Annotated in this window: 20 protein-coding genes; all 20 read right to left on the bottom strand. The window is 56.9% G+C overall.

Annotated features, from left to right (window positions below; genetic code table 11):
• Positions 1–13: 13 nt before the first annotated feature.
• Positions 14–1,513, bottom strand: coding sequence for a lipopolysaccharide biosynthesis protein (locus BQ4888_RS08240; RefSeq protein WP_092056292.1), 1,500 nt, complete (start codon positions 1,511–1,513; stop codon positions 14–16).
• Positions 1,513–2,859, bottom strand: a complete 1,347-nt coding sequence (locus tag BQ4888_RS08235) for an O-antigen ligase family protein (RefSeq protein WP_092056290.1) — start codon at positions 2,857–2,859, stop codon at positions 1,513–1,515. Before BQ4888_RS08235 ends, BQ4888_RS08240 begins: the two co-directional genes overlap by 1 nt.
• Before the next feature lie 549 nt (positions 2,860–3,408).
• Positions 3,409–3,786: a GxxExxY protein gene (locus BQ4888_RS08230; RefSeq protein WP_092056288.1), complete on the bottom strand. Its 378-nt coding sequence runs from the start codon at positions 3,784–3,786 to the stop codon at positions 3,409–3,411.
• Between the two features lie 119 nt (positions 3,787–3,905).
• Positions 3,906–4,745: a HesA/MoeB/ThiF family protein gene (locus tag BQ4888_RS08225; RefSeq protein ID WP_170232796.1), complete on the bottom strand. Its 840-nt coding sequence runs from the start codon at positions 4,743–4,745 to the stop codon at positions 3,906–3,908.
• Positions 4,746–4,926: 181 nt separating this feature from the next.
• Positions 4,927–6,144, bottom strand: coding sequence for a TIGR04063 family PEP-CTERM/XrtA system glycosyltransferase (locus BQ4888_RS08220; protein ID WP_092056285.1), 1,218 nt, complete (start codon positions 6,142–6,144; stop codon positions 4,927–4,929).
• 78 nt (positions 6,145–6,222) lie between these two features.
• Positions 6,223–7,428, bottom strand: coding sequence for a TIGR03087 family PEP-CTERM/XrtA system glycosyltransferase (locus BQ4888_RS08215; RefSeq protein ID WP_092056283.1), 1,206 nt, complete (start codon positions 7,426–7,428; stop codon positions 6,223–6,225).
• A gap of 468 nt (positions 7,429–7,896) precedes the next feature.
• Positions 7,897–8,301 (bottom strand): VanZ family protein, encoded by a 405-nt coding sequence (locus BQ4888_RS08210; protein ID WP_092056281.1) that lies wholly within the window; start codon positions 8,299–8,301, stop codon positions 7,897–7,899.
• A complete protein-coding gene (locus BQ4888_RS08205; protein ID WP_092056280.1) occupies positions 8,298–9,323 on the bottom strand; it encodes a FemAB family XrtA/PEP-CTERM system-associated protein in 1,026 nt (341 codons plus the stop codon). Before BQ4888_RS08205 ends, BQ4888_RS08210 begins: the two co-directional genes overlap by 4 nt.
• Before the next feature lie 148 nt (positions 9,324–9,471).
• Entirely contained in the window at positions 9,472–10,344 is an 873-nt protein-coding gene (locus BQ4888_RS08200; protein WP_176374246.1) for an XrtA system polysaccharide deacetylase, read from the bottom strand.
• Positions 10,345–10,519: 175 nt separating this feature from the next.
• Positions 10,520–11,752, bottom strand: a complete 1,233-nt coding sequence (locus tag BQ4888_RS08195) for an XrtA/PEP-CTERM system-associated ATPase (protein ID WP_092056277.1) — start codon at positions 11,750–11,752, stop codon at positions 10,520–10,522.
• 87 nt (positions 11,753–11,839) lie between these two features.
• Positions 11,840–13,081: a TIGR03016 family PEP-CTERM system-associated outer membrane protein gene (locus BQ4888_RS08190; RefSeq protein ID WP_170232795.1), complete on the bottom strand. Its 1,242-nt coding sequence runs from the start codon at positions 13,079–13,081 to the stop codon at positions 11,840–11,842.
• 47 nt (positions 13,082–13,128) lie between these two features.
• The gene (locus BQ4888_RS08185; RefSeq protein WP_092056271.1) at positions 13,129–14,016 is read right to left on the bottom strand and encodes an XrtA-associated tyrosine autokinase; all 888 of its coding nucleotides are present in this window, start codon (positions 14,014–14,016) and stop codon (positions 13,129–13,131) included.
• A 42-nt stretch (positions 14,017–14,058) separates the two neighbouring features.
• Positions 14,059–15,657 (bottom strand): XrtA system polysaccharide chain length determinant, encoded by a 1,599-nt coding sequence (locus BQ4888_RS08180; protein ID WP_092056267.1) that lies wholly within the window; start codon positions 15,655–15,657, stop codon positions 14,059–14,061.
• A gap of 61 nt (positions 15,658–15,718) precedes the next feature.
• Complete coding sequence (locus tag BQ4888_RS08175; protein ID WP_092056261.1) at positions 15,719–16,522, bottom strand: polysaccharide biosynthesis/export family protein; 804 nt, start codon at positions 16,520–16,522, stop codon at positions 15,719–15,721.
• A complete protein-coding gene (locus tag BQ4888_RS08170) occupies positions 16,523–17,884 on the bottom strand; it encodes a TIGR03013 family XrtA/PEP-CTERM system glycosyltransferase (RefSeq protein ID WP_092056258.1) in 1,362 nt (453 codons plus the stop codon).
• A gap of 57 nt (positions 17,885–17,941) precedes the next feature.
• Positions 17,942–20,578, bottom strand: a complete 2,637-nt coding sequence (gene prsT, locus BQ4888_RS08165) for an XrtA/PEP-CTERM system TPR-repeat protein PrsT (protein ID WP_092056256.1) — start codon at positions 20,576–20,578, stop codon at positions 17,942–17,944.
• Positions 20,579–20,582: 4 nt separating this feature from the next.
• Positions 20,583–20,954, bottom strand: a complete 372-nt coding sequence (locus BQ4888_RS08160; RefSeq protein ID WP_092056253.1) for an ANTAR domain-containing protein — start codon at positions 20,952–20,954, stop codon at positions 20,583–20,585.
• 408 nt (positions 20,955–21,362) lie between these two features.
• Positions 21,363–22,721, bottom strand: a complete 1,359-nt coding sequence (locus tag BQ4888_RS08155; protein WP_092056252.1) for a sigma-54-dependent transcriptional regulator — start codon at positions 22,719–22,721, stop codon at positions 21,363–21,365.
• Positions 22,722–23,738 carry a two-component system sensor histidine kinase NtrB gene (locus tag BQ4888_RS08150; RefSeq protein WP_092056249.1) on the bottom strand — a complete coding sequence of 339 codons (1,017 nt, stop codon included), beginning with the start codon at positions 23,736–23,738 and terminating at the stop codon, positions 22,722–22,724. It lies immediately after the preceding gene.
• Positions 23,739–23,774: 36 nt separating this feature from the next.
• Positions 23,775–24,515 (bottom strand): PEP-CTERM/exosortase system-associated acyltransferase, encoded by a 741-nt coding sequence (locus BQ4888_RS08145; RefSeq protein ID WP_092056248.1) that lies wholly within the window; start codon positions 24,513–24,515, stop codon positions 23,775–23,777.
• Between the last annotated feature and the right edge of the window lie 89 nt (positions 24,516–24,604).

Genomic DNA, 24,604 nt, shown 5'->3' with positions numbered 1-24,604 from the left:
CAATAGGCCTGCATCAAAATTTTTTTTCTTTTATTTTTTTAAAATAGTCTAAGCAATATAACAATTGTTTTTTACCACCAAAAAAAATTATAAATATCGTGAAATATGAAATCAACGCGATAATAAAACCAATTAAAATCACACAATAATCATTATAGTTATTTGCATTAATATAAAATAAGTGACATAAACTTCCCATAAAAAGACTTGCTAGAATTGGCGCATAAACAGAATCAATGAAATCAAACAGATTAACAGGTGTTTTATGAAAAGAATACATCAATAATGGGACCATAAAAATATAAGTTTCAACTGCGTAAGCAATAGCTACACCTCTTGCACCCCAGTTAACTCCAATCACGAAACTTGCACAAACAATTATTGAGCTCACAAAACCAACAAATAAATATTTTCTACTTTGACTTGTTGTCAGCAAAACAAGTCCTCTTGTGGATGTTGCTGGCTGCATAAATGAAACTATTGCTAGTATTCTAAATAAGTCACTTGCCAGCAACCATTTATCACCAAGAAATATTTTTATAATTGTACTAGAAAAAATGAATAAAAAAACAACCAGCGGCATAGTGACAAAGCTTAATATTGAAACGTATTTTTTGTAATAATCTCGATATTCCTCTGGGTCATCTTGTAATCTGCTTAATGCCGGCATTGCGACTTTATTCATCGGATCGCGTAAATTAGTTATGGGCATCATCAACAGCTGATAAGCTTTACTATAAAAACCAAGCTCCGCACTTCCGTGATAACGTCCAATTAGAATATTATCGAGGTTGCGGGAAAAATAGTTGACAACATTAAACCCCACAAGATCCGACCCAAACTTGACCATGGCCTTAACCTCGGCACTCTTCCGAGGTATCCCCGGCATCCACCCCGAAGAAAGCCAGGCCCCTATAGCACTGGCCACCGACGTCACGACACTGTTAATCACCAGCGCCCAATATCCCAGCCCGTATTTCGCGGCGACAATCGCCGAAGCGATGCCGATCAGGGTCGAAAGCACCTGAATCTTGGCCAGGGCATAAAACTTCATCTGGCGATTGAGCAACGCCGAATGCTGCACGGTCATGCCGTTGATAAAAAAATTGCTCGACAGCGCCAGCATCATCCAGACCAGTTCCGGCGTCTGGTAAAACCACGCCACCACTGGCGAAAGGGAGGCGATGACCACCGTCACCAGGGCGCCAATGGCGGTATTGATCCAGAACAGGGTGCTGACCTGCTCATGAGTGATTTCCGCCCGCTGAATCGTCGCCGTCGACAAACCGAGATTGCTCAGAATCGAGGCGAGGCCGGTAATCGACACCACCATCGCCAACTTCCCGTAATCCTGCGGCGTCAGAATCCGCGCCAAAATCATGGTCGAGGCAAGTTGAATGACGAACATCATCCCCTGCGAAGTCAGGGTCACAGCGCCACTTTTCAACGACCGTTTTTTCAGGTCGGCATTCAGATGCTTGGTATCAAAGAGCTTGGAATAATCCTTGGCCATTACCTTGCGTTTACCCCCTCGAACAATCCCGCGATCTCCCGCTGCCCGGCAACCACTCCGTCATCCACCAACCCCCGGTCCCGCATCTGCCCATCCACCACCCGCTCAAGCAATACCGGGAACATCAGCAACCAGTAAAATTCCTCGATATAGGTTTCGGTAATGAACATCCCCGCCGCCAGGAAAATCACCAGGGCCACCGTCTGGGCATAGGCGTACATGGGAAGGTCATGCGACAAATCAGACGCCACAACGCGTCTTTTTTGCTCTCGCACCTTTTTGAAGGCATTCCAGATCATTGCGCCAATCAAAAACAACCCTGGGAACCCTAGTTCGGCCAAAGCCCTAAGATAGGTATTGTGTGCATCCTTCCCTGGAATACTGGGCTGATATGAACCAACATAGCGTGTAAAGTTACCTTGACCAATCCCCAAAGGGTGTTCTTTTGCCATGGAAATAGCTGCTTTCCACGCGAGTATTCGACCCGCCGCTGAGTCATCTTGCGCTTCGATGTTCGTGATGTCCGGATTGATACGATCCATCCGGTCGACAAAACCTTCATCAACAAGAAAAGATCCACCTATCAAACCTACAAGAACTAAAATAACAATTCTTGAACGCCACACCTTGGGTGCCAGATAAACGGCGGCAACAATACCCAGAACAATGGCAATAAATACTCCACGAGATCGACAAAGAACTATACCGTTGACTATCAACACCGCTGCAAAAAGCAGAACGATCTTTTGATATCTTGACCCTTTCATAAAAAAAACACCAATAAACGGCAGCACCATGGCGAAATGAGCAGCTAGAAAATTCCCTTCGGCAAAATCAGAGCCTCCGACTCCCGCCGAAATACGTCCATATTGTGCCGTCGAGGCACCAAGTGCATCGAAACCAACATACGCGGTCGTCAGCACGAGCGACCAAAGAAACATCTCAAAGGTTTTCTGACTATCCACAATCCGAATCAGCATCCACAGAAAAATCCAGACCTTAAACAACTTGATAGCGAAATTATCCCCCTCGTAACCGGGGAGGCCTATATATGTTGAGAGAAATATCCAGCCGATCAGCAGTAAAAAAAGTTTTTCTTGACCATGAAGCTTGGTGGTGAAGTTCAGTTTTTTACTTTGAAAAATCATCCCCAAGGCAATAGCAAGCGCCATGAACAGACTGTAGCGTAATCCCATCTGTGCCAGACTACTCCCCCACCATTGGCTGGCGGGGGCAATGATATAGGTCATCACATAACCCACCACCCCCAGCATGGGGTGATAGAAAATGCTCCCCAACAGGCAGAGCATGAAAATTGCGAGAAATAACAGGGTGGTCAAAGCCATATAAAAAATTCCAATATCATGTTTTATATCCCATATTCTTGGGCACTCACCGCTGAGATCCTATGACTGAAACCCAGACAAAGCCACCCCACCCACGCCCTTCCCTTCATGCCCCCTCGAACAAATCCTTGTTACCAATGGACTTAAAACCTTCTTTCAGTCCACGGAAGGCACGGAAAACACGGACAAAATCTTGAAAATCTTGTTTTTGACGGGATAAAGGCGGATAAAATCTGATGTTTAAAACCCAAACCCCAAAGATTTATCCTGCTTTTATCTGCAGTTATCCGCCTTTATCCTGTCCAAAACCAATCTTTTAAAATCTTCTTTGACGGGATAAGGGCGGATAAAATCGGATGTTAAAATCACAAGCCCAAAGATTTATCCGGTTCTATCCGCAGTTATCCGCCTTTATCCTGTCCAAAACCAATCTTTTAAAATCTTTTTGACGGGATAAGAGCGGATAAAATCGGATGTTAAAACCGAAAACCAAAAGAATTATCAGGTTCTATCCGCAGTTATCCGCCTTTATCCTGTCTAAAAACATGTTTATAAATGGTTCAGATCCAACACCCGTCGTTTTATTTCAACCTTGGCCTCGCCGAAATTGATCAATAACCCAACAGGAATCTTAGTTGCCGCAAGATAATTGACCAATTGAACTTCATGTGCAGGGTTCAAGGTACGCACGGCTTTCAATTCAACGATGACACATCCAGCGACGACGATATCGGCAATAAAGCTGCCTACTTGCCGGTCGGCATAATAGACCGCTATCGGAGTTTGAAACTCGGCCTGCAAACCGACGTTTTCCAATTCAATGGCTAGACATTTTTCGTAGACACTCTCAAGAAAACCGGCCCCCATGTTGTTGTACACACGATAGGCACAGCCAATGATCTTTTCCGTTAACTCGGAATAATTCATAACAAACCATTTTTTTGACGGGATAAGGGCGGATAAAGGCTGATGTTAAAATCTTAAATCCGTAGACTTATCCGGTTCTATCCGCAGTTATCCGCCTTTATCCTGTCCAAAATCGCCCTTCAGCTTTTCTTCAGCACTTTCTCGACCAAGCCTTTGATCCGTTTGACGTTCCCCGGTTCGAAGGGGGAAAGGCTGTGGCGGCGGCGCATGCGGCAGGTGAAGGTGTCGAACTCCACAAACCAGGGATACTGGGCCGAACGCCCCTGCCCGGTGAGCAGTTTGATCGCCTCGGCGACGATGAGGCAGCCGACCTGATTGGTGACGAAGTTGAGGGACGGTGCGGTGGCGTGGACGAATTTTTGGTCGAACTCCTTGACCTCTTCCACCGACATTTCGGTGAGGGGTTTCATGGCCTGCATCTTGTGCTTGTGCCAGTACTTTTCGATAACACTCTCGCAGGGGGAATTACGGTAGTCGAAGGCCTGCACCCGCCCGCCGGTGACGGTGGCGTAGCCGTTGACCAGCGGCACCTTGAGGTCGCGGGCCGCAAGATAAAGGAGCTTGGCCGAGGGGCGATCGGCATTCTGGATGACCATGCCGGCGCCGTCGACAAAGGGCCGGGCGTTGTCGTTGGTGACCATGTCGATGACGGTCATTTCGATTTCGGCGTAGGGGTTGATCTCGCGGATGCGCTCGGCCGAGACTTCAACCTTGGTCCGCCCCAGGGTTTTCGAGGTGGCGAAGAGCTGGCGATTGAGGTTGGAATCCTCGTAGCGGTCCATATCGAGCAGGCGGAATTTTTTCACCCCCCAACGGGCAAGCAGTTCGGCGGTAATCGCTCCGACCCCGCCGAGTCCGGCGATGGCAAAGGTGGTGTTACGTACCGTATCGAGCGCGGCCCGGTCCATGAACAGACCGGTACGGGTGAGCATGCCGTCGATGTATTCCTGTTCAGTCACGAATCCTCCACAATCTTGAAAATCTTTTTTTGACGGGATAAAGGCGGATAAAGTCGGATGTTTAAAACCAAATCCCAAAAGATTCATCCTGCCTTTATCCGCAGTTATCCGCCTTTATCCTGTCTAAAAACCCAGCCTTTGACCTTGCGGTTTTCTTTCCGTGTTTTCCGTGGACAAAAGCCTACAAGCCCCGCGCGACGCGGGCGCGGGCGTAGATGTCGCGGTAGACGGCGGTGGTCTTTTCCCAGGTGTGATGGCGGCTGACCCACTCCCTTCCCTGCCGCTGCAAGGTCTCGCGCAGTTCGCCGTCTTTGAGCAGGCGCTTCAGTTCCCCGGCCAGGGCACCTTCGTCGCCGGCTTTGAAGAGCAGGCCGGTTTCGTTGTGGCGGATCAGTTCCTTGTGGCCGCCAACGTCGGAAGCGACCAGGGCCTTGCCCATGGCCATCGCTTCCAGCGGTTTCAGAGGCGTGACCAGTTCGGTGAGGCGCATGGAGTAACGGGGATAGGCGAGGACATCGATCATGGCGTAAACCCCGGGCACCCGTTCGTGGGGGATACGGCCGGGCATGATCACGCGCTTGCCGAGTTCGAGCCCGGCGATGAGTTGCGCCAGCTCCCCTTCCATCTCGCCGCCGCCGACGAGCAGCAGCACGGCATCCTTATCTTCCTTGGCGATGCGGGCAAAGGCCTTGACCAACAGGTCGAGCCCTTCGTAGCGGTAGAAGGAGCCGATGAAACCGATCACCTTCTTCCCGGCCAGTTGCCACTCCCTCTGATAATCGCCATCCACCGGGCAAGATTGGAAATTTTCGACATCGACACCGTTGAAAACCGGGGTGATCTTTTGCGCGGGGATGTTCCGGCGCACCAGATCCTGCTTAAGTCCGTCGCAGAGAATCGCCACCTGATCGGCGCGGGTGCAGACCATGGTTTCGATGGTCTGGGTCAGCTTGTACTTCCACGAGCCTTCGACGTAGGTGCCGTGATCGACGGCGGCATCCTCCCAGAAGGCGCGGATTTCGTAGACCACGGGCAGCCCGAGTTTGCGCCCGGCCCAGAGGGCGGGGATGGCGTTCAAGACCGGCGAATGGGCGTGGATGAGGTTGGGCTGCTCGGCCTGGGCGACTTCGAGAATCCGCCGGGAGAGGACGTGCATCAGCCACAACTCGCCGACGAAGGGAACGGAAAAGCTGGGCACGGCGCCGCTGCGGTAGTAGGTGAAACCGTTGATCTCCTCCCGCCGGGGCGCATCCCCTTTGAGATCGGCCTCGTGCTTGGGCGAGGTGACGATCACCGGCTCAAACCCCATCCCCCGTTGGGCGCGAAAGAGGCTCTGGCTGCGGAAAGTGTAACCGCTGTGCAGCGGCAGGCTGTGGTCGAGAACATGGAGAATTTTCATGGATGAATTTACCCCGTAGGGGCGACCCATGGGTCGCCCTGTTTGGCCGTCGTTTATCGTAAGGGCGCAGCTGCGCCCCTACACCGTCATCAACAATTTTTCCAATTTTTCCATGTTCGTCGCCCAGTCGTAACGTTCCGTCACAAAGCGCCGGGCGTTCCCGCCAAGGGTTTGCCGCTGACTGGGATCGCGCAACAGGGTAGCGACGGCGGCGGCAAAATCCCGGGGGGAGTCGGCGAGGCGCAGGTGGGTGCCGTCCTCAGCCTGAATCCCGGCGTTGGCTTTGGCCGTGGCAACCGCCGCCTTGCCCATGGCCAGGGCTTCGAGCACCTTGTTCTGCACTCCCCTGCCCAGACGCAAAGGGATAACACAGACGTCCGCGTCCCGATAGTAGGGTCGGACATCGTCAACAAAGCCGGTGACGGCGACTCCATCCAGTTTCGCCAGGGCGAGGACCGCCGGGGTCGGCTTACTGCCGACGATGGTGAAACGCAGGGGGGGGAAATCCTTTTTCAGCAGCGGCCAGATTTCGCGACAGAACCAGCACACACCGTCGACGTTGACGTGATAGTCCATGGCGCCGGTAAAGACGAGGTTCGGCGTATCGACCGACAGTACCCGCGTGCTCTCCCGCTCGGGGGAAAAATAGTCGTAATCGACCCCGTTGGGGATGACGGCGATATCCCGGGCCTCAGGACAGATCCCGCGGAAGAGAAGAGCTTCGGCTTCGGAGATCAACACCGAATGGTCGAATGCCCGGTAAATCCCCCGTTCGTAGTCGGCCAGTCGCCGGTTTTCCAGGCGGTAGAGCCAAGTCAGGGGGATGCGGGATTCGGCGGCGTACTGCAGCCACTTGTCCGAATCGACGTCGCAGAAATCCATGACCCGCCTGGGACTTTTTTTCTGAGGGGCGGCGCGGAAGAGGTATTCGGCCATAGTCGAGGAGAAACAGAGGACGGCGTCGTAATCCCCTTCTTGCAGCAGGCGGTCGCAGCACTGTTGCATGTCGCGCTGATGAAAGTAGCCCGCCGAAAGGCTGTTGCCTTTGGCCAGGGAGAGCAGCCCGCGCACCTTGGCCCGGGTCGGATCGAGGGGGAAGACCTCGACCCGACGGCAGATCTTCTCCAACTCGGCGCGATACTTCAGATCCCCGGGGTCGTCGGCCAGGCAGAGCAGATCGAGCTCATGCCGCGCCGCGAGATAACGCACCTCGTTGAAGGAGCGAATCTTGTCCCCCTTGTTGGGGGGATAGGGAATACGGTGGCAGAGATAGAGAATCTTCACGGGCAAATCCTTTTTATGTCCACGGAAGACACGGAAATCACGGACAAAAGCTTGAAAATCTTTTTTTTGACAGGATAAGAGCGGATAAAATCGGATAATAAAATCTAAAATCCAAAGATTTATTCTGCCCTTATCCGCAGTTATCCGCCTTTATCCTGTCTAAAAACAAAGTCTTTTAAAGTCTTTTTTTGACGGGATAAGGGCGGATAAAGGCTGATGTTAAAACCACAAGCCCAAAGATTTATCCGGTTCTATCCGCAGTTATCCGCCTTTATCCTGTCCAAAAACCAAGTCTTTAAAATCTTCTTTGACAGGATAAGAGCGGATAAAATCGGATGTTAAAATCTAAAATCCAAAGATTCATCCTGCCTTTATCCGCAGTTATCCGCCTTTATCCTGTCTAAAACCCAGGTTTTGACCTTTCGGTTTTCCTTCCGTGCCTTCCGTGTTTTCCGTGGATAAAAGGCCTTAAACGTTTTTGGAGCTGTCGTCACGTATCTTCCGAAGCACCCAAAACCCCAACACTCCCAGCACCGCGCCACCCCCGTCGAGCAGTACATCAAGGAGCGATGCGTAACGACCGGGAACGAAATACTGGTGCAGTTCGTCGAGCGCCCCGTAGCCGATGGTTAAGAAGAAACTCAGGACGACAGCGGCCTTGCCGGTCTTCCCGTTCAGCGCGAAACCCCGCAGCCAGAGGTACTGCACCAGACCGAAAACGGGAATGTGCAGCAGGTTCTGCCAGGGCGGGTCGAGTTCGGTGAGCACCCGAAACATGCCCTCTTCCACCCGGCCAGGGATGGAGGAGAGGACGAAGATCAACCCCATCAGTAGCAGGGGCGGCCCGAAGGCCCGCGCCGCGCTCGATTTCATGCCAGATATTTGGCCAACGGCGGCCCAACGAGTTTGCTCAGAGCCAGCGGCATTTTGCGCCACAGCTCGATCTTCCGTTGATATTTAGGGTTGGTCGGGCTGAGGTTCGGCATCTCGTCGGCGTTGATCAGCTGGTACTGATAAGCCAGGGGGGTCGGCTCGAAGCCCCAGTGCTTCTTGAAACTAAAGGAGCCGGTGTCGATTTTGCTGCGCCCGTAGTCGAACACCTTGCAGCCCCGCTCGCAGGCACGCTTCATCAGCTCCCAGTATTTGAAGTCGTTGGGGCAAAGTCGGCGGTATTCCCAGAGGGAGCCGGCGTAGTAAGGCATGACCCGGTCCTTGAAATAGAAGGTCAGCACGCAAGCCACCGGGACGCCCGTTCGTTCGCGCACCACCATGACTTCAACGTCGTCGCCGAAGACCTCGAGAAACGCTCGGAAAAACCCTTTGGCGAAGATCGGGGTGCCCAGCTGATGGTAGCTTTGGGCCATGACCTCGTAGAAGGCGTCGAATTGATCGTGGCCGAAGGCGGCGGTCAGCCCCTCGTCGATCCCTTTGCGCACGGCGGCGCGGGATTTGCGGGGGATGGCGGCGAGATTGGCTTCGACCTCGGGCAGGATCGCCTTGCTGAAGTTGACGTAGAGATCCTTGGTCGGCAGGCCGTCCAGGGGCTGCCTGTTCTTCAGCTCGACATAGGCGCAATTCCGCTCCCGGCCGATTTCCGCCGCCTTCTCCAGAAGTTTTACGGCCGTTTCGGGGGTGTCGGCCAGCGGTCCGCCGAGCTCGGCGAAGGGGGCGGAAACCAGATAGTGCCCGAAGAAGCGACTATTAATCTCCCCCAGGGGCAACAGGCCGACCACGCCCCCCCTCTCTTCGGCAATCAGCGCATGACTTGGATGGCCGAATGCCCGATCAATCGCCTGCCGCCACCGGTCAAGATGAAAGAGGCTGCCGTCGGGGTGATTCAGAACGTAAGCGTCCCAGATATGGCGGTCGGCGTCCGTGGCGAGCCGAATGTTCATCAATACAAACCTCGTAAATCCTTTAAATTTTTTTTCCACGGAAGACACGGAAAGCACGGACAAATTCAAAACCGAAAAAAACCATCTTTTTGTTTTTGGTTCTACTTCCGTGTCTTCCGTGCCTTCCGTGGACCAGACGACCTTGAAGTTACAGATTCAATCCTGCACGGATCGTCCCGAAGCGGAAATCCCCGAGCAATCGCCTGAACCGTCCTTCAGTCCGGTCGAGGTTGAGATAATGGCGGAAGTTGCTCTTCCAGCCGGCCCCTTGAAAACGCGGCTGGGCGGGGTCGAACTCCCAGGGATGCAGGTAGAAGACGAAGGGTCTTCCCTCGACCTCGTTGATGCGTTTGAGTCCCCAGCGCGTGGCGGCGTAGGGGAGGAGGCGGAAGTAGCCGCCACCGGCGATGGGGAGATTTTTCCCGGCCAGGTGCAAGGTGCTGATCGGCAACTCCAGGATCGCGGCTTCCCCCGCCACCGGTTCGCCGGGCCGCCACTGGCCGTCGGCATCCTTTACCGCGTAACCGGCGAAGCGCGGCCAGTCGGCCATGCCGTAAAAATCGTGGCGCATGGGGAAGATGCTGGAATCGTAGCGGTAGCCCGCTTCCAGCAGTTCGTCGAAGGCCCAGGGGGTTTGACGCGAGATGGAATAGCTCGGCGCCCGATAGCCGAGGACCGCAGATCCGCCGATCTCTTCGAGCCGCCCCTTGGCGCGGCAAATGTCGTCACGAAACTCGGCGCGGGAGAGGGTGCCGACCCGACGATGGCCGTGACCGTGGCTGGCGATCTCGTGACCAGCGGCGGCGATGCGCCGGACCAGTTCCGGGCAACGCTCGGCCACCCAGCCGAGGACGAAAAAGGTGGCCTTGACCCCGGCCCCGTCGAGCAACGCAAGAATCCGCTCGGCATTGGCGACAACGCGCAGGTCACATCCGTCCCAGGAATCCGGCGGCGACACCTTCTCGAAAGCGGAGACCTGAAAATAATCCTCGACGTCGATACTGAGGAAGTTGGTAATCATGATAGCGGCAATCACCCTGATAGGGGCGCACCGAGTGCGCCCAATATGCATCAACATCCAACGATCAAGTCGGGCGGACTTGGTCCGTCCCTACGGAAAAACCATGAAAGCCCGGGCTGTGCGTGTGGCGTCATTTTGCCATTGATGCCACGTAGGGGCGCAGCATGCTGCGCCCCTACCTTCTCCCAAACCAGCGACGTTTCGGCAACGGGCCGGGGACCGAGGGCGCCTTGGGAGCCGGGGGCGGCTCGACGGGGAGAGGTTTTGCGGCCAGGGGTGCAGGCTGAGCCGCGGAGGGTGCCAGTTGCGCCTGGAGCGCGAGCCGACCAATCGCGCCCTGCAGTTCGTCGAGTTGGCGTAGAATCCGTTCCAGCCCGGCGTCATGCCGTTCGGCATCTTCATGCTGGCGGTCGGCAAGGCGCTCGAGAAGCTCTTCGTGAACGGCGAGGCGCCGGGCGATCCAGCCTTCTTCCTCGTGCATGGCATCGAGTGAGGCCAGACGCTGCTCAAAGCGATAGAGACGGTCGGAGATGCCTTCATCGGCCGCGCCGCCCCCCCCTGCCAACGCCTGATGCAGGCGTGCCGCTTCCACCTGACGATCCCAGGAGACGTCGCCGATCACCTCTTCGAGCATCTCCAGGGAGATGTCGTGGGTTTCCTCGACAAAGGCGGCGAGCAGCACGAAATCGCAGAAGACGTTGATCAGCCGGGGGATGCCGGCGCTGTAGCCGTAGAGGGTGTCGAAGGTGCCTTCCTGCCAGCGCAGGGCGTTGCGATTGCCGGCCATGGCCAGGCGATGGTAGACGTAGGCCTCGGTCTCCTCGCGGGTCAGAGGTTCGAGATGGCAGTGGACGCTGATGCGTTGGCGCAACTGGCGCAGTTCCGGGCGGGTGATGAGCTTCTGCAGTTCGGGCTGCCCAACCAGGACGATCTGCACCAGTTTGAAGTTGTCCGCTTCGAGATTGGAAAGGAGGCGGATCTCTTCGAGGACGGCGGGAGAAAGATTTTGCGCCTCGTCGATGATGATAACCGGCCGTTTTTGCTCGGCATGCAGGGCCACGAGATGATCGTTGAGATCGCGCAGCAGGGTGACCTTGTCCTTGTCCTTGCCGCCGACCTCCAGACCGAAATCCTCGTTGATCATGGCCAGCATCTGCCGGGCGGTGGCGCGGGTGTTGTAGACCATGGCAAGGACCATGTCCGCATCAAGATTGTTGATCAGGTCGCGAACGATGGTGGTCTTGCCGGAACCGACCTCGCCGGTGAGCAGAATAAAGCCGGCCCGCTCTTGCAAACCGTACCTGAGATAGCTGATGGCCTTTTTGTGCGAGCGGCTGTTGAACAGGAAGCGTGGGTTGGGGACCAGCTCAAAAGGTTTGACGGTCAGGCCGAAATAAGATTCGTACATGAAGAATCCAGGCTGAAGAAGGCTGAAGACTGAAGGGGTAAGGCTGAAGACTGAAGAGGCTGACACTTCAGCCTTCGGTCTTCGGCCTTACCACCTTAAAGCCACCTGCGCGAAGACGATGTTGTTGTCGTAATCTTCCGAGGGGATATCCGAATCGTTGCGGTTGTAGGTGTAGCCGAGGGAAACCCGGCCCAGACGCAGCTGATGGTAGAATTCAAGGCGGCCGCCGTAGCGCTGGTACTCCTCCAAATCCCCCTCTTCGTAGTCGGTGTAGCTGAGCAGCCAGGCGATCCCTTTCTTGTTGGTGATGGGCACATCGCCGTCCAGGGTCGCGCCCATGCCGTCATCCCGCCGGTCGATTTCGATATAGTCGTCGCGGGTCTGAAAAACGGTGAGACGCACATTGGAACGGTCGGCATAAGCGAGATAGGCGGAGGCCTTTTGCCGCTCACGGGCGCCGTCCTCGACGCTGGCGGAGATGTCTTCCTCGTAGGCGGCGCCAACGGAAAAAGCGACGGAGATCTGGTAGTCGGCCTGCCCGCCGAAGAGGGTGGAATCGTAATCGTCGCTGAACTCGTAGTCGAGCCAGGCGCGGCCGACGTCGCCGCGCAGGGCGAGCTGGTCGTTCACCTGCCAGAGCAGGCCGACGCCGGCATCGGTGCGGTCGTATTCTTCCTCGCCGGTGTCGTCGAGGAGGGAACGGCTGGCATCCTTGGGACGGAACTGGGTAAAGGATCCGGTGAGATCGGCGCTGATCCGCGGAGTGAGCTGCTGGGTCAGGACGGCCGAATAGCGGTGGGTTTCCGCGTCGTCCCCTTCCTCTTCCCGATACCAGACATTTTCATAGAGATAGTCGAAACGCGCCTGGAGGGTGCGCAGGGGTTGGAGCAGCAGGTAGGGATTGATCTCCAGGCGGTTGCTGTCGGTGAGGTTGACCAGATTGTTGTCGACGGCGCCCTTGTCCCCTTCGTCGATGGGTACGCGTTCGTAGGTATCGGTGACCCGGAGAAAGAGGGCGTCGCGATAGAGGTTGAAGGTGGAGTCGAGACGCGCCCCCTGGCTCGGCCGCAGTTCGTCCTCGTCGCTGTTGTCCCAGTATTTCTCGTATTCGAGACCGAGATCGAGGGTCAAATCGACAACCCGGGTGCTCCAGAGGATATCCAGGGAGGGACGGACGAAGGTGACGAAATCCCCCTCCTTGTCCCGTTCCAGGTAGATGTTGTCGTTATATTCCTGCCGCAGGGAGAAGGACGGAGTCGCCCGGAATTCGGCCCAGCTCGTGCCAGGGATAAAAAGTCCAGCCAGCAGCAGGGGCACGGCTAATTTCAAAGAATTCAACATCATCACACCTCTTCGACATTTAATCGGGTTACCGCCTATTTGTACCCGTAATACCCGTAGTAGCCGTATTTTCCGCCGCTGTGCACCTGGCTGACACCGTTGCAGACCACCCCGAGCAGGTTGTGGTTCTTGAGCAGACCGAGGGCCTTGACCGCCTTGTCGGTGGAGGTATAGCCCTCGCGTACCACGAAGAGAACGCCGCCGACGGCGCCGGCGATGAACTGGGGCTCGGCGAAGGGCAAGAGCGGCGTGGTGTCGACGATGACGTAACGGTCGGGATAGCGGTTCTTGATTTCGAGCAGCAGGTTCTGCATGCGGTTAGAGGAGAAGAGTTCCACCGGATTGGGAACCGTGCGCCCGGCGGGGAGAATGGAAAGCTTACCGATGCCGGTCTTGACCAGCACGTCGCCGACATCGATGCCGTCGAGGACGCAATCGGTGAGGCCGACGGGGGACTCCATCTCCATGTATTTCATGATGGTCGGGCGACGGATGTCCGCCTCCACCAGCAGCACCGTGTGATCGAATTCCTGGGCCAGGGTGATGGCCAGGTTGATGGAGGTGAGGGTCTTGCCCTCGCCGCCGATGGCGCTGGTGACCATCAGCGACTTGTCGAAGCGACCGAGCTGGGCGAGCTTGACGATGGCCGATTTGAGTTTACGGTACTGCTCGGAAGCGGGTCCGGTCTCACCGGTGGCGGTCACCAAGAAGGGGTTGCGAATCACCGGCGGCGGCACGCTGGCGAAGACTTCGTGCCGGGCTTCGTAATGGCCCGGCTCCCGAGTGGCGACGGCACTGGGAGTGACGATCTCCTCAGCCTTCGGCGGGGTCTGCGTCGGTTCGACGGAAGGTTCGGGCGAAACGGGAGCGATGGCCTGACGTTTTTTAGCGGCCATTTCGATGGCCTTTTCAATACGACTCATGAAAACCTCGACTATGCAAACAAAATTCTCTTCGACCAGGAACTAACGGATCACCCCAACCACATCGGCCATAAGCTTATCCAGATGGAAGTAACCGATGGCCTGATCCACCAAAGTCAGGCCCAACAGATCATGCCCGACCATGGCCCCGACAAACACCAGGCAGAGCCCGCCATAGGCGTAGACGGTCAGATCCTTGCGCCGTGTCGCCCGGGCTTCAACCTCGCTGTACATGAGAGGGATTTCCGCGAGAACGGTCATGCCCATGGCCCGCAGGGCATCGACATCCTTGACGCTGTCGTCGAGTTTTTCGAAGACCACCACGGCGGCCAGCCCGGCACCGAACCCGGCAAAGAGCCCCATCAGCATCATCACCACCCGTTTCATCCCCACGGGGATAATGGGCAGAATCGCCGGATCGACAATGCGGAAGGTCGTCGCCTTGTCGGCAACCTCCAACTGCTTCGAAACTTCCGAGACGCCGGCCCGCTCCAGCAGCGTTTCGTAGACGTTGCGGTTCATCGCCCGCTCCCGCTCCATGTCGGCGAGAACCTTCTTGTCCTCGGGGAAATTGGCGAGAATACGCTTGTTGTTTTCGATTTGGCTGAGCAGTTCGTTTTCCCGGGCGAGCAGGGCGTTGAGCTCGGATTGAGTCGTGTTCATGCGCATCCGCAGGTCGACGAAGATCGGATCCTCCAGCGGGTTGAAAGCCTCCTGCATGGGAGGCGCCTCGACCGTTTCCGTCTGCTGCCGCTTTTCCAGTTCGGCGATCTGTTCCCGCAGCTTGACCACGGCGGGGTATTGCTCGTTGTAAACCAGCAGCAACTCGTCGATCTTGGCCTGCAACGCGGCGATGCGACCGTCGCCGACGGAGGCGGACATGTCGAAAAGAGCGCCCCCCCCGGAAGAGGCCATGGACTGCATCATCTTCAGCTGTTCACTGATGGTCTTGATGGTGGCGAGCAGTTCGTTTTTCTTGACGCGCAAGCCCTTCAGTTCCTCTTCCACCAATTTGATTTCGTCGATGATCGAAGCTTCGGAGACGGAAGAGAAAATGCCGGTTTTCTTCCGAAACTGGTTGATTTCGTCCTCGATGGCGTCGAGCTTGTTTTTGTAGAAGGTAACCTGTTCGGAAATGAAGCGGCTGGCGCCAAAGGATTCTTCCCGCTTGGCGGCCAGGTTCTCCTCGACATAGGCGCCGACCAGGGCGTTGATGTAGTTCTTGGCGAATTCGGGGTCGGGGTCGACGATCGACACGAAGAAAAGGTCATCCCCGCGCAGGCTGATCTTGGTCTCGGCCTGGCAGTACTTGATCAGCGCTTCGAACTCCTGGGGATTGGGGACCTTCACATCCATATCCAGCTCTTTCAAAACGCGCAATACCATGTCGCGGCTGAGCATGTGATAGCGCAGAACCCGAATCCTGTCTCCCATGGACGGAGAAACGGTCAGACCCTTCATCAGGCTGTTGATGACGTTTTTCTCGATGAAGACGGTGCTCTTCGCTTCGTACTTCTTGGGCACGAAAAAGCTTCCCGCCACGATCAGCGCCGCGACGGTGCCGGCTACCAGCACAAAGAGATAACGCCGGTTGTAGAGTGCATGAAGGTACTTCTTGAGCTGAAGAATCGGAGAATCCATGGGTTAACCTTAGGCTGAAGGCTGAAGGCTGAAAAAACTGAAGGATCAGCGTTCAGCTCTATTAGAACATTCCTTCGCGGACAATCACGTAGTCGCCCCGCTGCAATTCGAGATTCTCGTTCAACTCACCGTCCTTCATCAGGCCGTCGAGATCGAGCTTGATGCGCCGGCGGTCGTCCCCTTCTTTGCGCAGGATCAATACCGCGCTGGCCTTGGCGAACTTGGTGAAGCCTCCCGATTCGAGAATGACATCGAGAACCCGCAGACCGTCCCGGTACATAATGCCCTGGGGCGTATTGACGGCGCCGACGACGTAGACCTTGTTCAACTCGTTGGTCGGCAGAAAGAGGATGTCCTCGGCGCGGAGATCGATATCGGCCTTGATATTGCCGTTGTTGAAGAGATCGTGCATGTCGACGGCGAGTTTTTCGCCGTCGCGCATGACGTAGCCCCGCTGCAGGTCGGCGTTACCGATCCCCTCGATACCGCAGAGGAGTTTGAAGAGCGAGCTGCGACCAGGCAGGCTCAACACCCGGGGGGGGACGCCGCCACCGGAGATATAGATGCGATTGTTGGTGATCCCCGCCACGGTCACGGTGACGATCGGCGTCTTGACGTAGTCGGTAAGGACCGTGGTCAACTCCTTGCTCAGCTCGACCGGGGTCAGTCCGGCGGCCTTGACGTCGCCGGCGGCCGGCAGGGTGATCTTACCGTCGGGGCGCACCAGTACGGAAACACTCAGTTCGGGAACTCCCCAGACGGCGACATTCAAGCCATCCCCTTCACCAATCACGTAATCCCCAGCCCAGGCGATGGATGCAAACAGCAAAAATACGACCACCAACAACAAAGACAGTTTTTTCATTTACCTTCCTCCCCGGCCGAAGGCGACAACCTTGACCGTTTCCAGAATGATGAGAAAATCGAGCAATAACGAGTAGTTTTTGATGTAGTAGAGGTCATAGCGCAGCTTCTCCAGAGCATCTTCGTCGGAGGCACCGTAGGGGTAGCAAACCTGGGCCCAGCCGGTGACACCGGGCTTCATGAAGTGGCGCTTGCTGTAGTAAGGGATCTTCTGGTTGAGCCGATCGACGAATTCCGGCCGCTCGGGACGGGGGCCGACGAAACTCATATCCCCCTTGAGGACGTTGTAGAGCTGGGGCAATTCGTCGATCCGGCTTTTGCGCAGCAGTTTGCCGATCTTGGTGACGCGCGGGTCATCCTGGGTCGCCCAAACGGCACCGGTCTCCTTTTCCGCGTCCTGACGCATGGTCCGGAATTTATAGACGGTGAAGTTTTTTTCCCGCTCACCCACCCGGGTCTGACGAAAGAAGATCGGCCCCGGCGAATCGAATTTCACCAGCAGCGCGACCACCGGCCAAAGGGGAAGCACCAGCAGGATGCCGAAGAGAGAGAGGAGGAGGTCGAATCCTCGCTTATAGAAACGCAGAAAGGGGGTGATCCGGAAGCCGTCCGAGTAGAGAAACCAGCTTGGCTGAATGTTCTCGATCAGCAGTTTGCCGGTCATTTCCTCGTAAAAGCTCAAGGCGTCGATGATCTCCACCCCGTTGAGCTTGCAGCGCAGCAGTTCTCGCACCGGCAGTCCGCCACGCCGCTCGGTCAGCGCCACCACCAGCAGGTCGGCCCGCTCCCGCTCCACCAATTCGACGACTTCTTCGACATCGCCGACAATCCGCTTCTCGTCGACCGTGCATTTCTCGGTTGTCGGCTGAACAAAGCCGATAAAGGCTTGACGCCCCGGATTTTCAGTCAGGACCCGTTCCACCGTAGCGGCCAGAGGGCCGACGCCGATGACCAACACGCGCCGGGCCAGAGCGGGCAGTTGCATGAGGGCCAGAAAACCGAGATGAGCAAAAAACTGCATGGCTCCGAAGACCAGCAGCGAGAAGGAGAGCACTCCGCGACCGACCATGGCCGCCGGAATGATGTAATAGACCGCGGAAAGGACAAAGAAAGCCATCAGGATCGAGACGGCGGTGCGGGCGGCGAGATCGAGCCGCCCCAGAGACTTTTCCCAGCGATACATTTCGCAGAAATAGGCGGAAAAAACCGCGAATAACGCGAAGATCAACAGCCGCGTCCCACTCGGGCCGGTAATGACGGCCAGATTACAAGCCCCCTCGAAACGCAGCAGGTGGCCGATAACCAGGGCCAGCGCCGCGAGAAGCAAGTCGACGAGCAGGATGAGGGAAGTCAGTTTACGCATGAAAGACCCATGAATGCCGTCGCGCCCGAGGTTCTCAAAGCGCGACGGACGGTTTCGCTAATCCTTGATCTGTTCGAGCAGCTTGCGCGCCTGCTCAGCTTCGGGACCGGGACCGAGATCGATCGCGGCCTGCAAGGCGTCTCGCGCTTCGGCGTTCTTGCCGGCGCCATGCAGCGCCTGCCCCTGGTGCAACCGCACCGCCGCGACCTTGGGCAGCAATTCGGCAGCCTTGGTCAGGATGTTAACTGCTTCGTCATGCCGTCCGTTCTTGAACAGGGCCAGCCCCAGGGTGTCAAGAATCCCCGGATTGCCCGGCTCTTTGCGGAAGGCCTTGACCGCCAGCACCAGAGCTTCCTCCGGCGTGCCGTAGTTGTCGGCGTAGAGATAAGCCAGATTGTTGAGGGCGGCAGTGTGGTCCTCGGCCTTGGCCAGGACCTCTTTGTAAAGCTCCACGGCCTTGCCCTTGTCTCCCTGCTGGTCGAGCAGCGCCCCGAGGGCGAAGATCGCCGGGACGAAATCGGGCTGAGCCTTGCGCAGAGCCGCAAAGGTTTCCAGGGCTTTCGGTACCCGCCCAGTCCCGGCGTAGAGGCTGCCGAGTTGCAGGGAAAGTAGCTGCGCGTCCTTGGCCCGCACAAGCCCCTGGGTCAGGGCGGCCTCGGCCTTGTCCACCGCGCCTAGACGCTGGTGGATGGCGGCTTCCAGCATATAACCGGAAGCTGAGGCGGGCTGTTCGTCAATCCGCGCCTTGGCCAAGGCCAAGGCCTTATCCTGTTCCCCTCCCGCGAGCCAGGCGACAGCGAGCAGCGGCAGTCCGGCGCCGGGTTTGACCTTGTCCAGGGCCTGGAACATCTTTACCGCCTCGCCGGTATTTTTCTGCCCCAGCAACAACTTGCCCCGGGTTTCGAGAATGGCGGGATGTTCCGGATGGGTCTGATAGGCCGCCTCGATCACCTTGGCCGCCTCCTCCCCCTGCTTCGAGCGCCCCAGGTATCCGGCGAGCGCCAGGAAGCCTTCCGGGGCGTTGGTAGCGCGGGCCTTCTGGTAGCTGGCCTTAGCAGCCGTCGCGTCCCCCTCGATCTCTTGCAGGGTACCGAGGGAAATGAGCGCCTTGACGTTCTCCGGAGCAATCTGGAGAATGGCCCGGTACTCTTCCAGCGCCTTGTCCCGCTGCTGGTTGGCCAGATAATAGTTGGCCAGATTGAAATAAGGGGTCAGATAGTCGGGCTTGGCTTGCTTGGCCTTGTTCAGGGCGTCAACCCCTTGCTCGTTCTGCTTCTGCGCCAAGTAGGCGGCGGCCATGTAATTGTAGAGCAGGGCATCCTCTTCCGTCCCGTCGAGCCCCGCCTGCAGGGTTTCGATCACCCCCCGGTAATTCTGTTGCCGCAGATAAAGAGAGGCGAGGAGGAAGCGGGTATTCAGCGCTTCGGGAGCCGCCTCGACGGCCTTTTCCAGTTCGACTCCGGCCCCTTGCGGATTGCCCTGGGCCAGATTGAACAACCCCTTCTTCATGTGCGCGTCGGCCAGGGAAGGATCAAGGGCGATAGCCCGGTCGAGATGGGGCATGGCCTTGTCGAATTCCTTTTTGGCCAGATAGGCGCTGCCGAGGACGTTGTGCGCCATGGCGATCTGGTCGTTTACGGCCAGCACCTGCTTGACTTGCTGGATGCAGTCGTCGATCCGCCCTTGGCGCAACAGGGTCATACCGACCATCAGCCGCGTCTGCAGATGCTCAGGCTGAATGTCGAGGGCGCGTTGGAACTGGCTCAAAGCCAGTTCGAAATTGTCGCGCCGGTATTCGGCCAGGCCGAGGAAATAATAACCGGCCAGGTCGGGCATCCCCTGCAAAGAGGCCCGAAGTTCCAGCGCCGCATTCTCGAAATCCTCGGCCGCGTAGCGGATCATGCCGAGCAGGCGGGAACCCGAGGGGTGCTTGGGATGGCGTTTGCGCAGGTGCTCAGCGATGCGCTGGGCCTCGGCGGCATCCCCCATATCCAGGGAGAGCATACCGGTCAGATAGAGGGCGGCGATATCCTCGCCATCAATGCGCGTCACCTGCCGGTAGGCCTCCAGGGCTTGGGCCTTGCGCCCTTGACGCCCCTCCAGAGCCGCGATCATGAAGTACGCCGCCTTCTTGTCGGGAAAGGCTTTGACCACGGAGGCCAGTTCCGCCTGCGCCTGATCGGTCCAACCGAGCTGGAGATAGAGTTGGGCAAGAGCCAGACGGACCTCGGCGTTGCCGGCGTCCAGCTCCGCGGCCTCTTTGAAGAGCTGCTCGGCCGCCTGTAGGTCACCGCGTACCGCCTTCACCCGCCCGAGGTATTCCTGAGACCGGGAACTCTTCGGATGTTTTTCCAGATACTGACGCAGTTCCCCCTCGGCCTCGTCGATCTTCTGGGTGGCGAGATAGAGGGAGGCCATGTCGAGGAGAACCTCAGCGTTGCCAGGATCCTGGAGGCGGACCTTCTGCAGTTCCTTCTCCGCCTTGTCGAGCTTGCCCCCCTTGAGATAGGCCAGCCCCAACTGGTAGCGGGCCTCGACAAAGTTGGGATCTTTTTCCAGGGCGCTGTTGAAGAGGACCACCGCGCCCAGCGGATTGCCCTCCTTCATTAGCGTCATCCCTTCCTGCACCATCGTTTCCTTGGTCTGCCCCTGACACGCGGTCAGTAGCACCAGAACCATCAGCATTGTGATCATTTGCCTAAACAAGATCGTAACCTCCCCATTCGCTAGCCCCGCCGACAAGCACCTGGCGGACGTAGGATGTCAGTCGTTCATAATCGACGGGTTTGACCATGCAGCAGGCATGGCGCACCTGTTTCAGCGTATTCAACAGGGGATCGCTCAGGCTGTCGGCCAGAACCAACACCGGCAACTCTCGCCCCCCCAGGCTCTCCAGCAATTTCTCCCCATAGGGATAACTGGTCACCACCAACCCCACATCCGGGTGATGCAAATCGACCGCGCAAACGGAAAGCGGCCGGCACTCAGCCCGGCAACCCTGCAATTCCAGCAAGGCCGAACAGATTCGAGAAAAACCCTGTTCGTCGACAATGATTACTTTTTTCGACATGTTCCCACTACTCCACAGTGACAGAGCCGCGCCGGATAGTACCGCGCTTCCAGATCACCGAAAAATCGCTCTCCGCGATCCATCCCGGAGACTCCATCGCAATAAGCAGGGTCCATGCCAAGCCTTAAAAATCAATGATTACAGAGGATTTGGTTTTAGAAGCCGAAAACAATATTGAAGAATGTCTCCAATGGGCACAGTTTCCAAGAAAACTGTATCCACAAGAGCCACCCCCCCCACCCAGCTGCCCGGCGAAAAGTGTTTCCGTTGGACACACTATGCGAATCAGTAACAGAAAGAGAAGGGCACGCAAGAAGTAAAGAGAGACGAGAGTACCAGAAAAACCCAAAGACTCAACAAGAGAGGGGTGGATTCATTGGAGCGCATCGGCCCCCCTGAACCCGGGGATTAGGAGAGATCGTATTCCTTCAAGCGCCGATACAGCGCCTTGCGGGAACACCCGAGCTTTTTTGCCACCAGGGATTTGTTACCGGAACATTCTGCAAGGGCCCGGCGAATCGCTTCAGCCTCCAGCTCCCGCAAAGGGATAACCGCTGGAGAATCCGCGCTCCCGGGACTCAGACTCTGCCCCCTCACCTCATCGGGCAGATCCGAAGGCAAAATCTCTCGGCCACGAGAGAGGACCACGGCCCGCTCCACCACGTTGCGCAATTGCCGGACGTTACCAGGCCAGTGGTAGGCGCACAGGGTCTGCATCGCTTTTTCGGAAACCACCAGCACCTTCCCCTCCTGAACACAGAATTCCTTGACAAACTCACTGACCAGCAGAGGGATGTCTTCCCGGCGCTCGCGCAGGCTGGGGAGATCGATACGGACGACATTGATGCGGTAGAAGAGATCCTCGCGAAAGGTGCCCTTGGCCACTTCCTGAGGCAGCTCTCGATTGGTCGAGGAGACCAGCCGGAAATCGACGGGAATCCTCCGATTGTCGCCAAGACGCTCGACTTCCTTTTCCTGCAGAACGCGCAGCAGCTTGGCTTGCAGGCTGATATCCAACTCGCCGATTTCATCGAGAAAGAGCGTGCCCCCGGCCGCCTGTTCGATCCGCCCAATACGTCGGCTGACAGCGCCGGTAAAAGCCCCTTTTTCGTAGACGAAGAGTTCCGATTCGAGCAGTTCCCCAGGGATCGCCGCGCAGTTGACCGTCACAAAGGGAGCGTCCCGCCGGACGCTGCCGTAATGCAGAGCACGCGCGGCCAGCTCTTTGCCGACCCCGGTCTCACCGCAGATCAGCACACTGCTGGGCGAATCCTTGATCGCCTCCACCAAGTCGCAGACCTGGTGCATCTGCCGAGACTGGCCGATAAACTGGGCCGGGCCGGGCAACCCGGTCAGCCGTTGGCGCAACTGCGCCAGTTCCCGCTTCAGCCGACGCTGCTCCACGGCCCGGGCAAGAATGCCTTTAAGATTGAGGTAATCGGGGGGTTTGACGAAATAGTAGAAGGCGCCCAGATTCATGGCGTTGACGGCGGACTCGACGGTACCGTAGGCGGTCAGGAAAATCACCGGGATTTCCGGATAGTTCTGCTTGATCTGGTCATGCAGCTGCAGGCCGTCGGCCCCCGGCATTTTCATGTCGGTGATGACCGTATCGAAATCGTGGCGCGATAAAGCCTGTATGGCCTCATCCACATCCCCGGCGGAGACGACCCGATAATCTTCCTGCTCAAGAATGGCCGACAACACCCGGCGCGCGCTCGCCTCGTCGTCGACCACCAGGATCAGGCCCTTGTCCACTGCCGACATTTAGGCGTCGCTCCCGCCGACGGGAAAAAGCAGTCGCGCCGTTGTCCCCTGCCCCCGTCCGGTACGGATTTCCATGAAACCGCCGTGCTGCTGCATGATTTCACGGACCAGGAACAAGCCGAAGCCCCGCCCCTCGGTCACCGCCGAAGCCAGGCGCGGCAGGGCGAAGTCCTCTGCCACATCGCTGATACCGGGGCCGTCGTCCTGCACTGATACGACCACGCAGCGTCCGGCGGGGCAGCTTTCATAGCGGCTGGCCACGCGGATGTGCCCCCCCTTGGGGAGAGCGTGAATGGCATTGTTCAAGACATTGAGGATGGCATGCTCTACCTGGAAGATATTGATCTCGATAGTCGGTAAGGACTCGGCCAGATCGAGACTGAGAGCGACATCCGCCGCCTGGGCCTGCAAGGTGACGAATTGCTTCAGTTTGCGCAACAAGGCGTTGAGATCGTTGCGTTCACGCCCGAAAGAGACGGCCGAGGCACTGAGAAAGCTGCTGATAAAACGGTCAAGGCGATCGATCTCTTCTTCCATGATGCCGGTGAATTCGAGCAGGTTGGCATCATTCCCGTAGCGGTTTTTCAGATAGATGACCGCCCCTTTGATGGCGTTGAGGGGATTGCGCACCCCGTGAGAAAGCATCGACGCGGTCTTGCCGAGGTCGGCCAGATGCCGAGACTGTCGCAAACTGCCGAGAGCCTCGCAACAACCCTGAAGAGCGATAGTCACGCGCGCTCCGGCACCGCCGGGCAGGGATACCGGCGCGATCCCCACATCCCCCTTGACCCCACCGGAAAAACAGGGAAAGCGGTACCCCGGTAAATTAAGTGGGCTGCCCGTCTCCAGCACCAGCGCCACAGCGTCATGCCGTCCCCGGCAGATGCGCGGCAACAGCTCGTAATAGGCCAGTCCCGACAATTCCAACGCCTCACGCCGGGCCAACTCCGCGAGGGGAGCGTTCCAGCCGTTCAATTTCAAGTCGGCATCGACGGTAAATTCAAAAAATGTCGGCATCCGTTTCTCTACCAGGAAAAAAGCCAAACCGTTTTTTTACGAAACGATGTCTTTCCACCCCACCGGTTTTTCCAGCAGGAGTGGATTGCGCGTGACCCATCCCTGGGCGTTCTTTTCAATATCGGCGATATAGGGGATACGAAGCCCGTGATATTCCACCGGCTCACCGATGGCATCCCAGAAGACCCCCCAGCGCCGCAGCAGGCCAGAAAGTCCCTTGACCATGACGCCGTACCAGTGCTTGAGTTCCAGACGCAAACTCTCCTGATAGATACATTGATACAGCCCCAAGACGATCAACCCTTCGAATTGGCGACGCTGCTCGTGGACGCGCCTGACCTGCTGGAAATCGAAGTCGCTCTGAGAGTAAATGGCCTTATCGATTTCACGCTTCCGAAAATCTTTGCTGATTGCCAAGCGTGAAATTTCAGCAAACTTGACCCCCTCTTTTCTGAGAGAGTCCAGGCGCCGGACCTCATCCTCCCAGAAGGGGCAATGGGACTCGATGGGCATCTTGTGGTCGGGTAGTCCTTCAGAGAATCCGAGGATCATGCGCACCGTGCCGATGATTCGTGGCGGATCTGGGCTCTCGGGATCGAAGACGATCGCGCAGAAATGGCTGGAATGCTCGTCATAGTCGTCGGTTTCCCGACCATCGGAGTGATCTTCTTGGGCTTCAAATTCACATTCGGTCACATAAACCTGATAACGCAAACGGAAGAGCTCTTCCATCCGCGGATCACCCATCTCCACCCGTTCAAACCGGAACTCGACCATGACATCCCCCGAAATTACTCATTTGTTGGTAAACAATAGCATCGTTTACGGATGATTTCATAAATATTTCTCGGGAAGAGTGGAGGGGA

The sequence above is a fragment of the Desulfuromonas acetexigens genome, from assembly GCF_900111775.1.
GTDB classification, from domain to species: domain Bacteria; phylum Desulfobacterota; class Desulfuromonadia; order Desulfuromonadales; family Trichloromonadaceae; genus Trichloromonas; species Trichloromonas acetexigens.
Note: the sequence above shows the minus strand (reverse complement) of the source record. Positions and strands in the feature narration are given on the sequence as shown.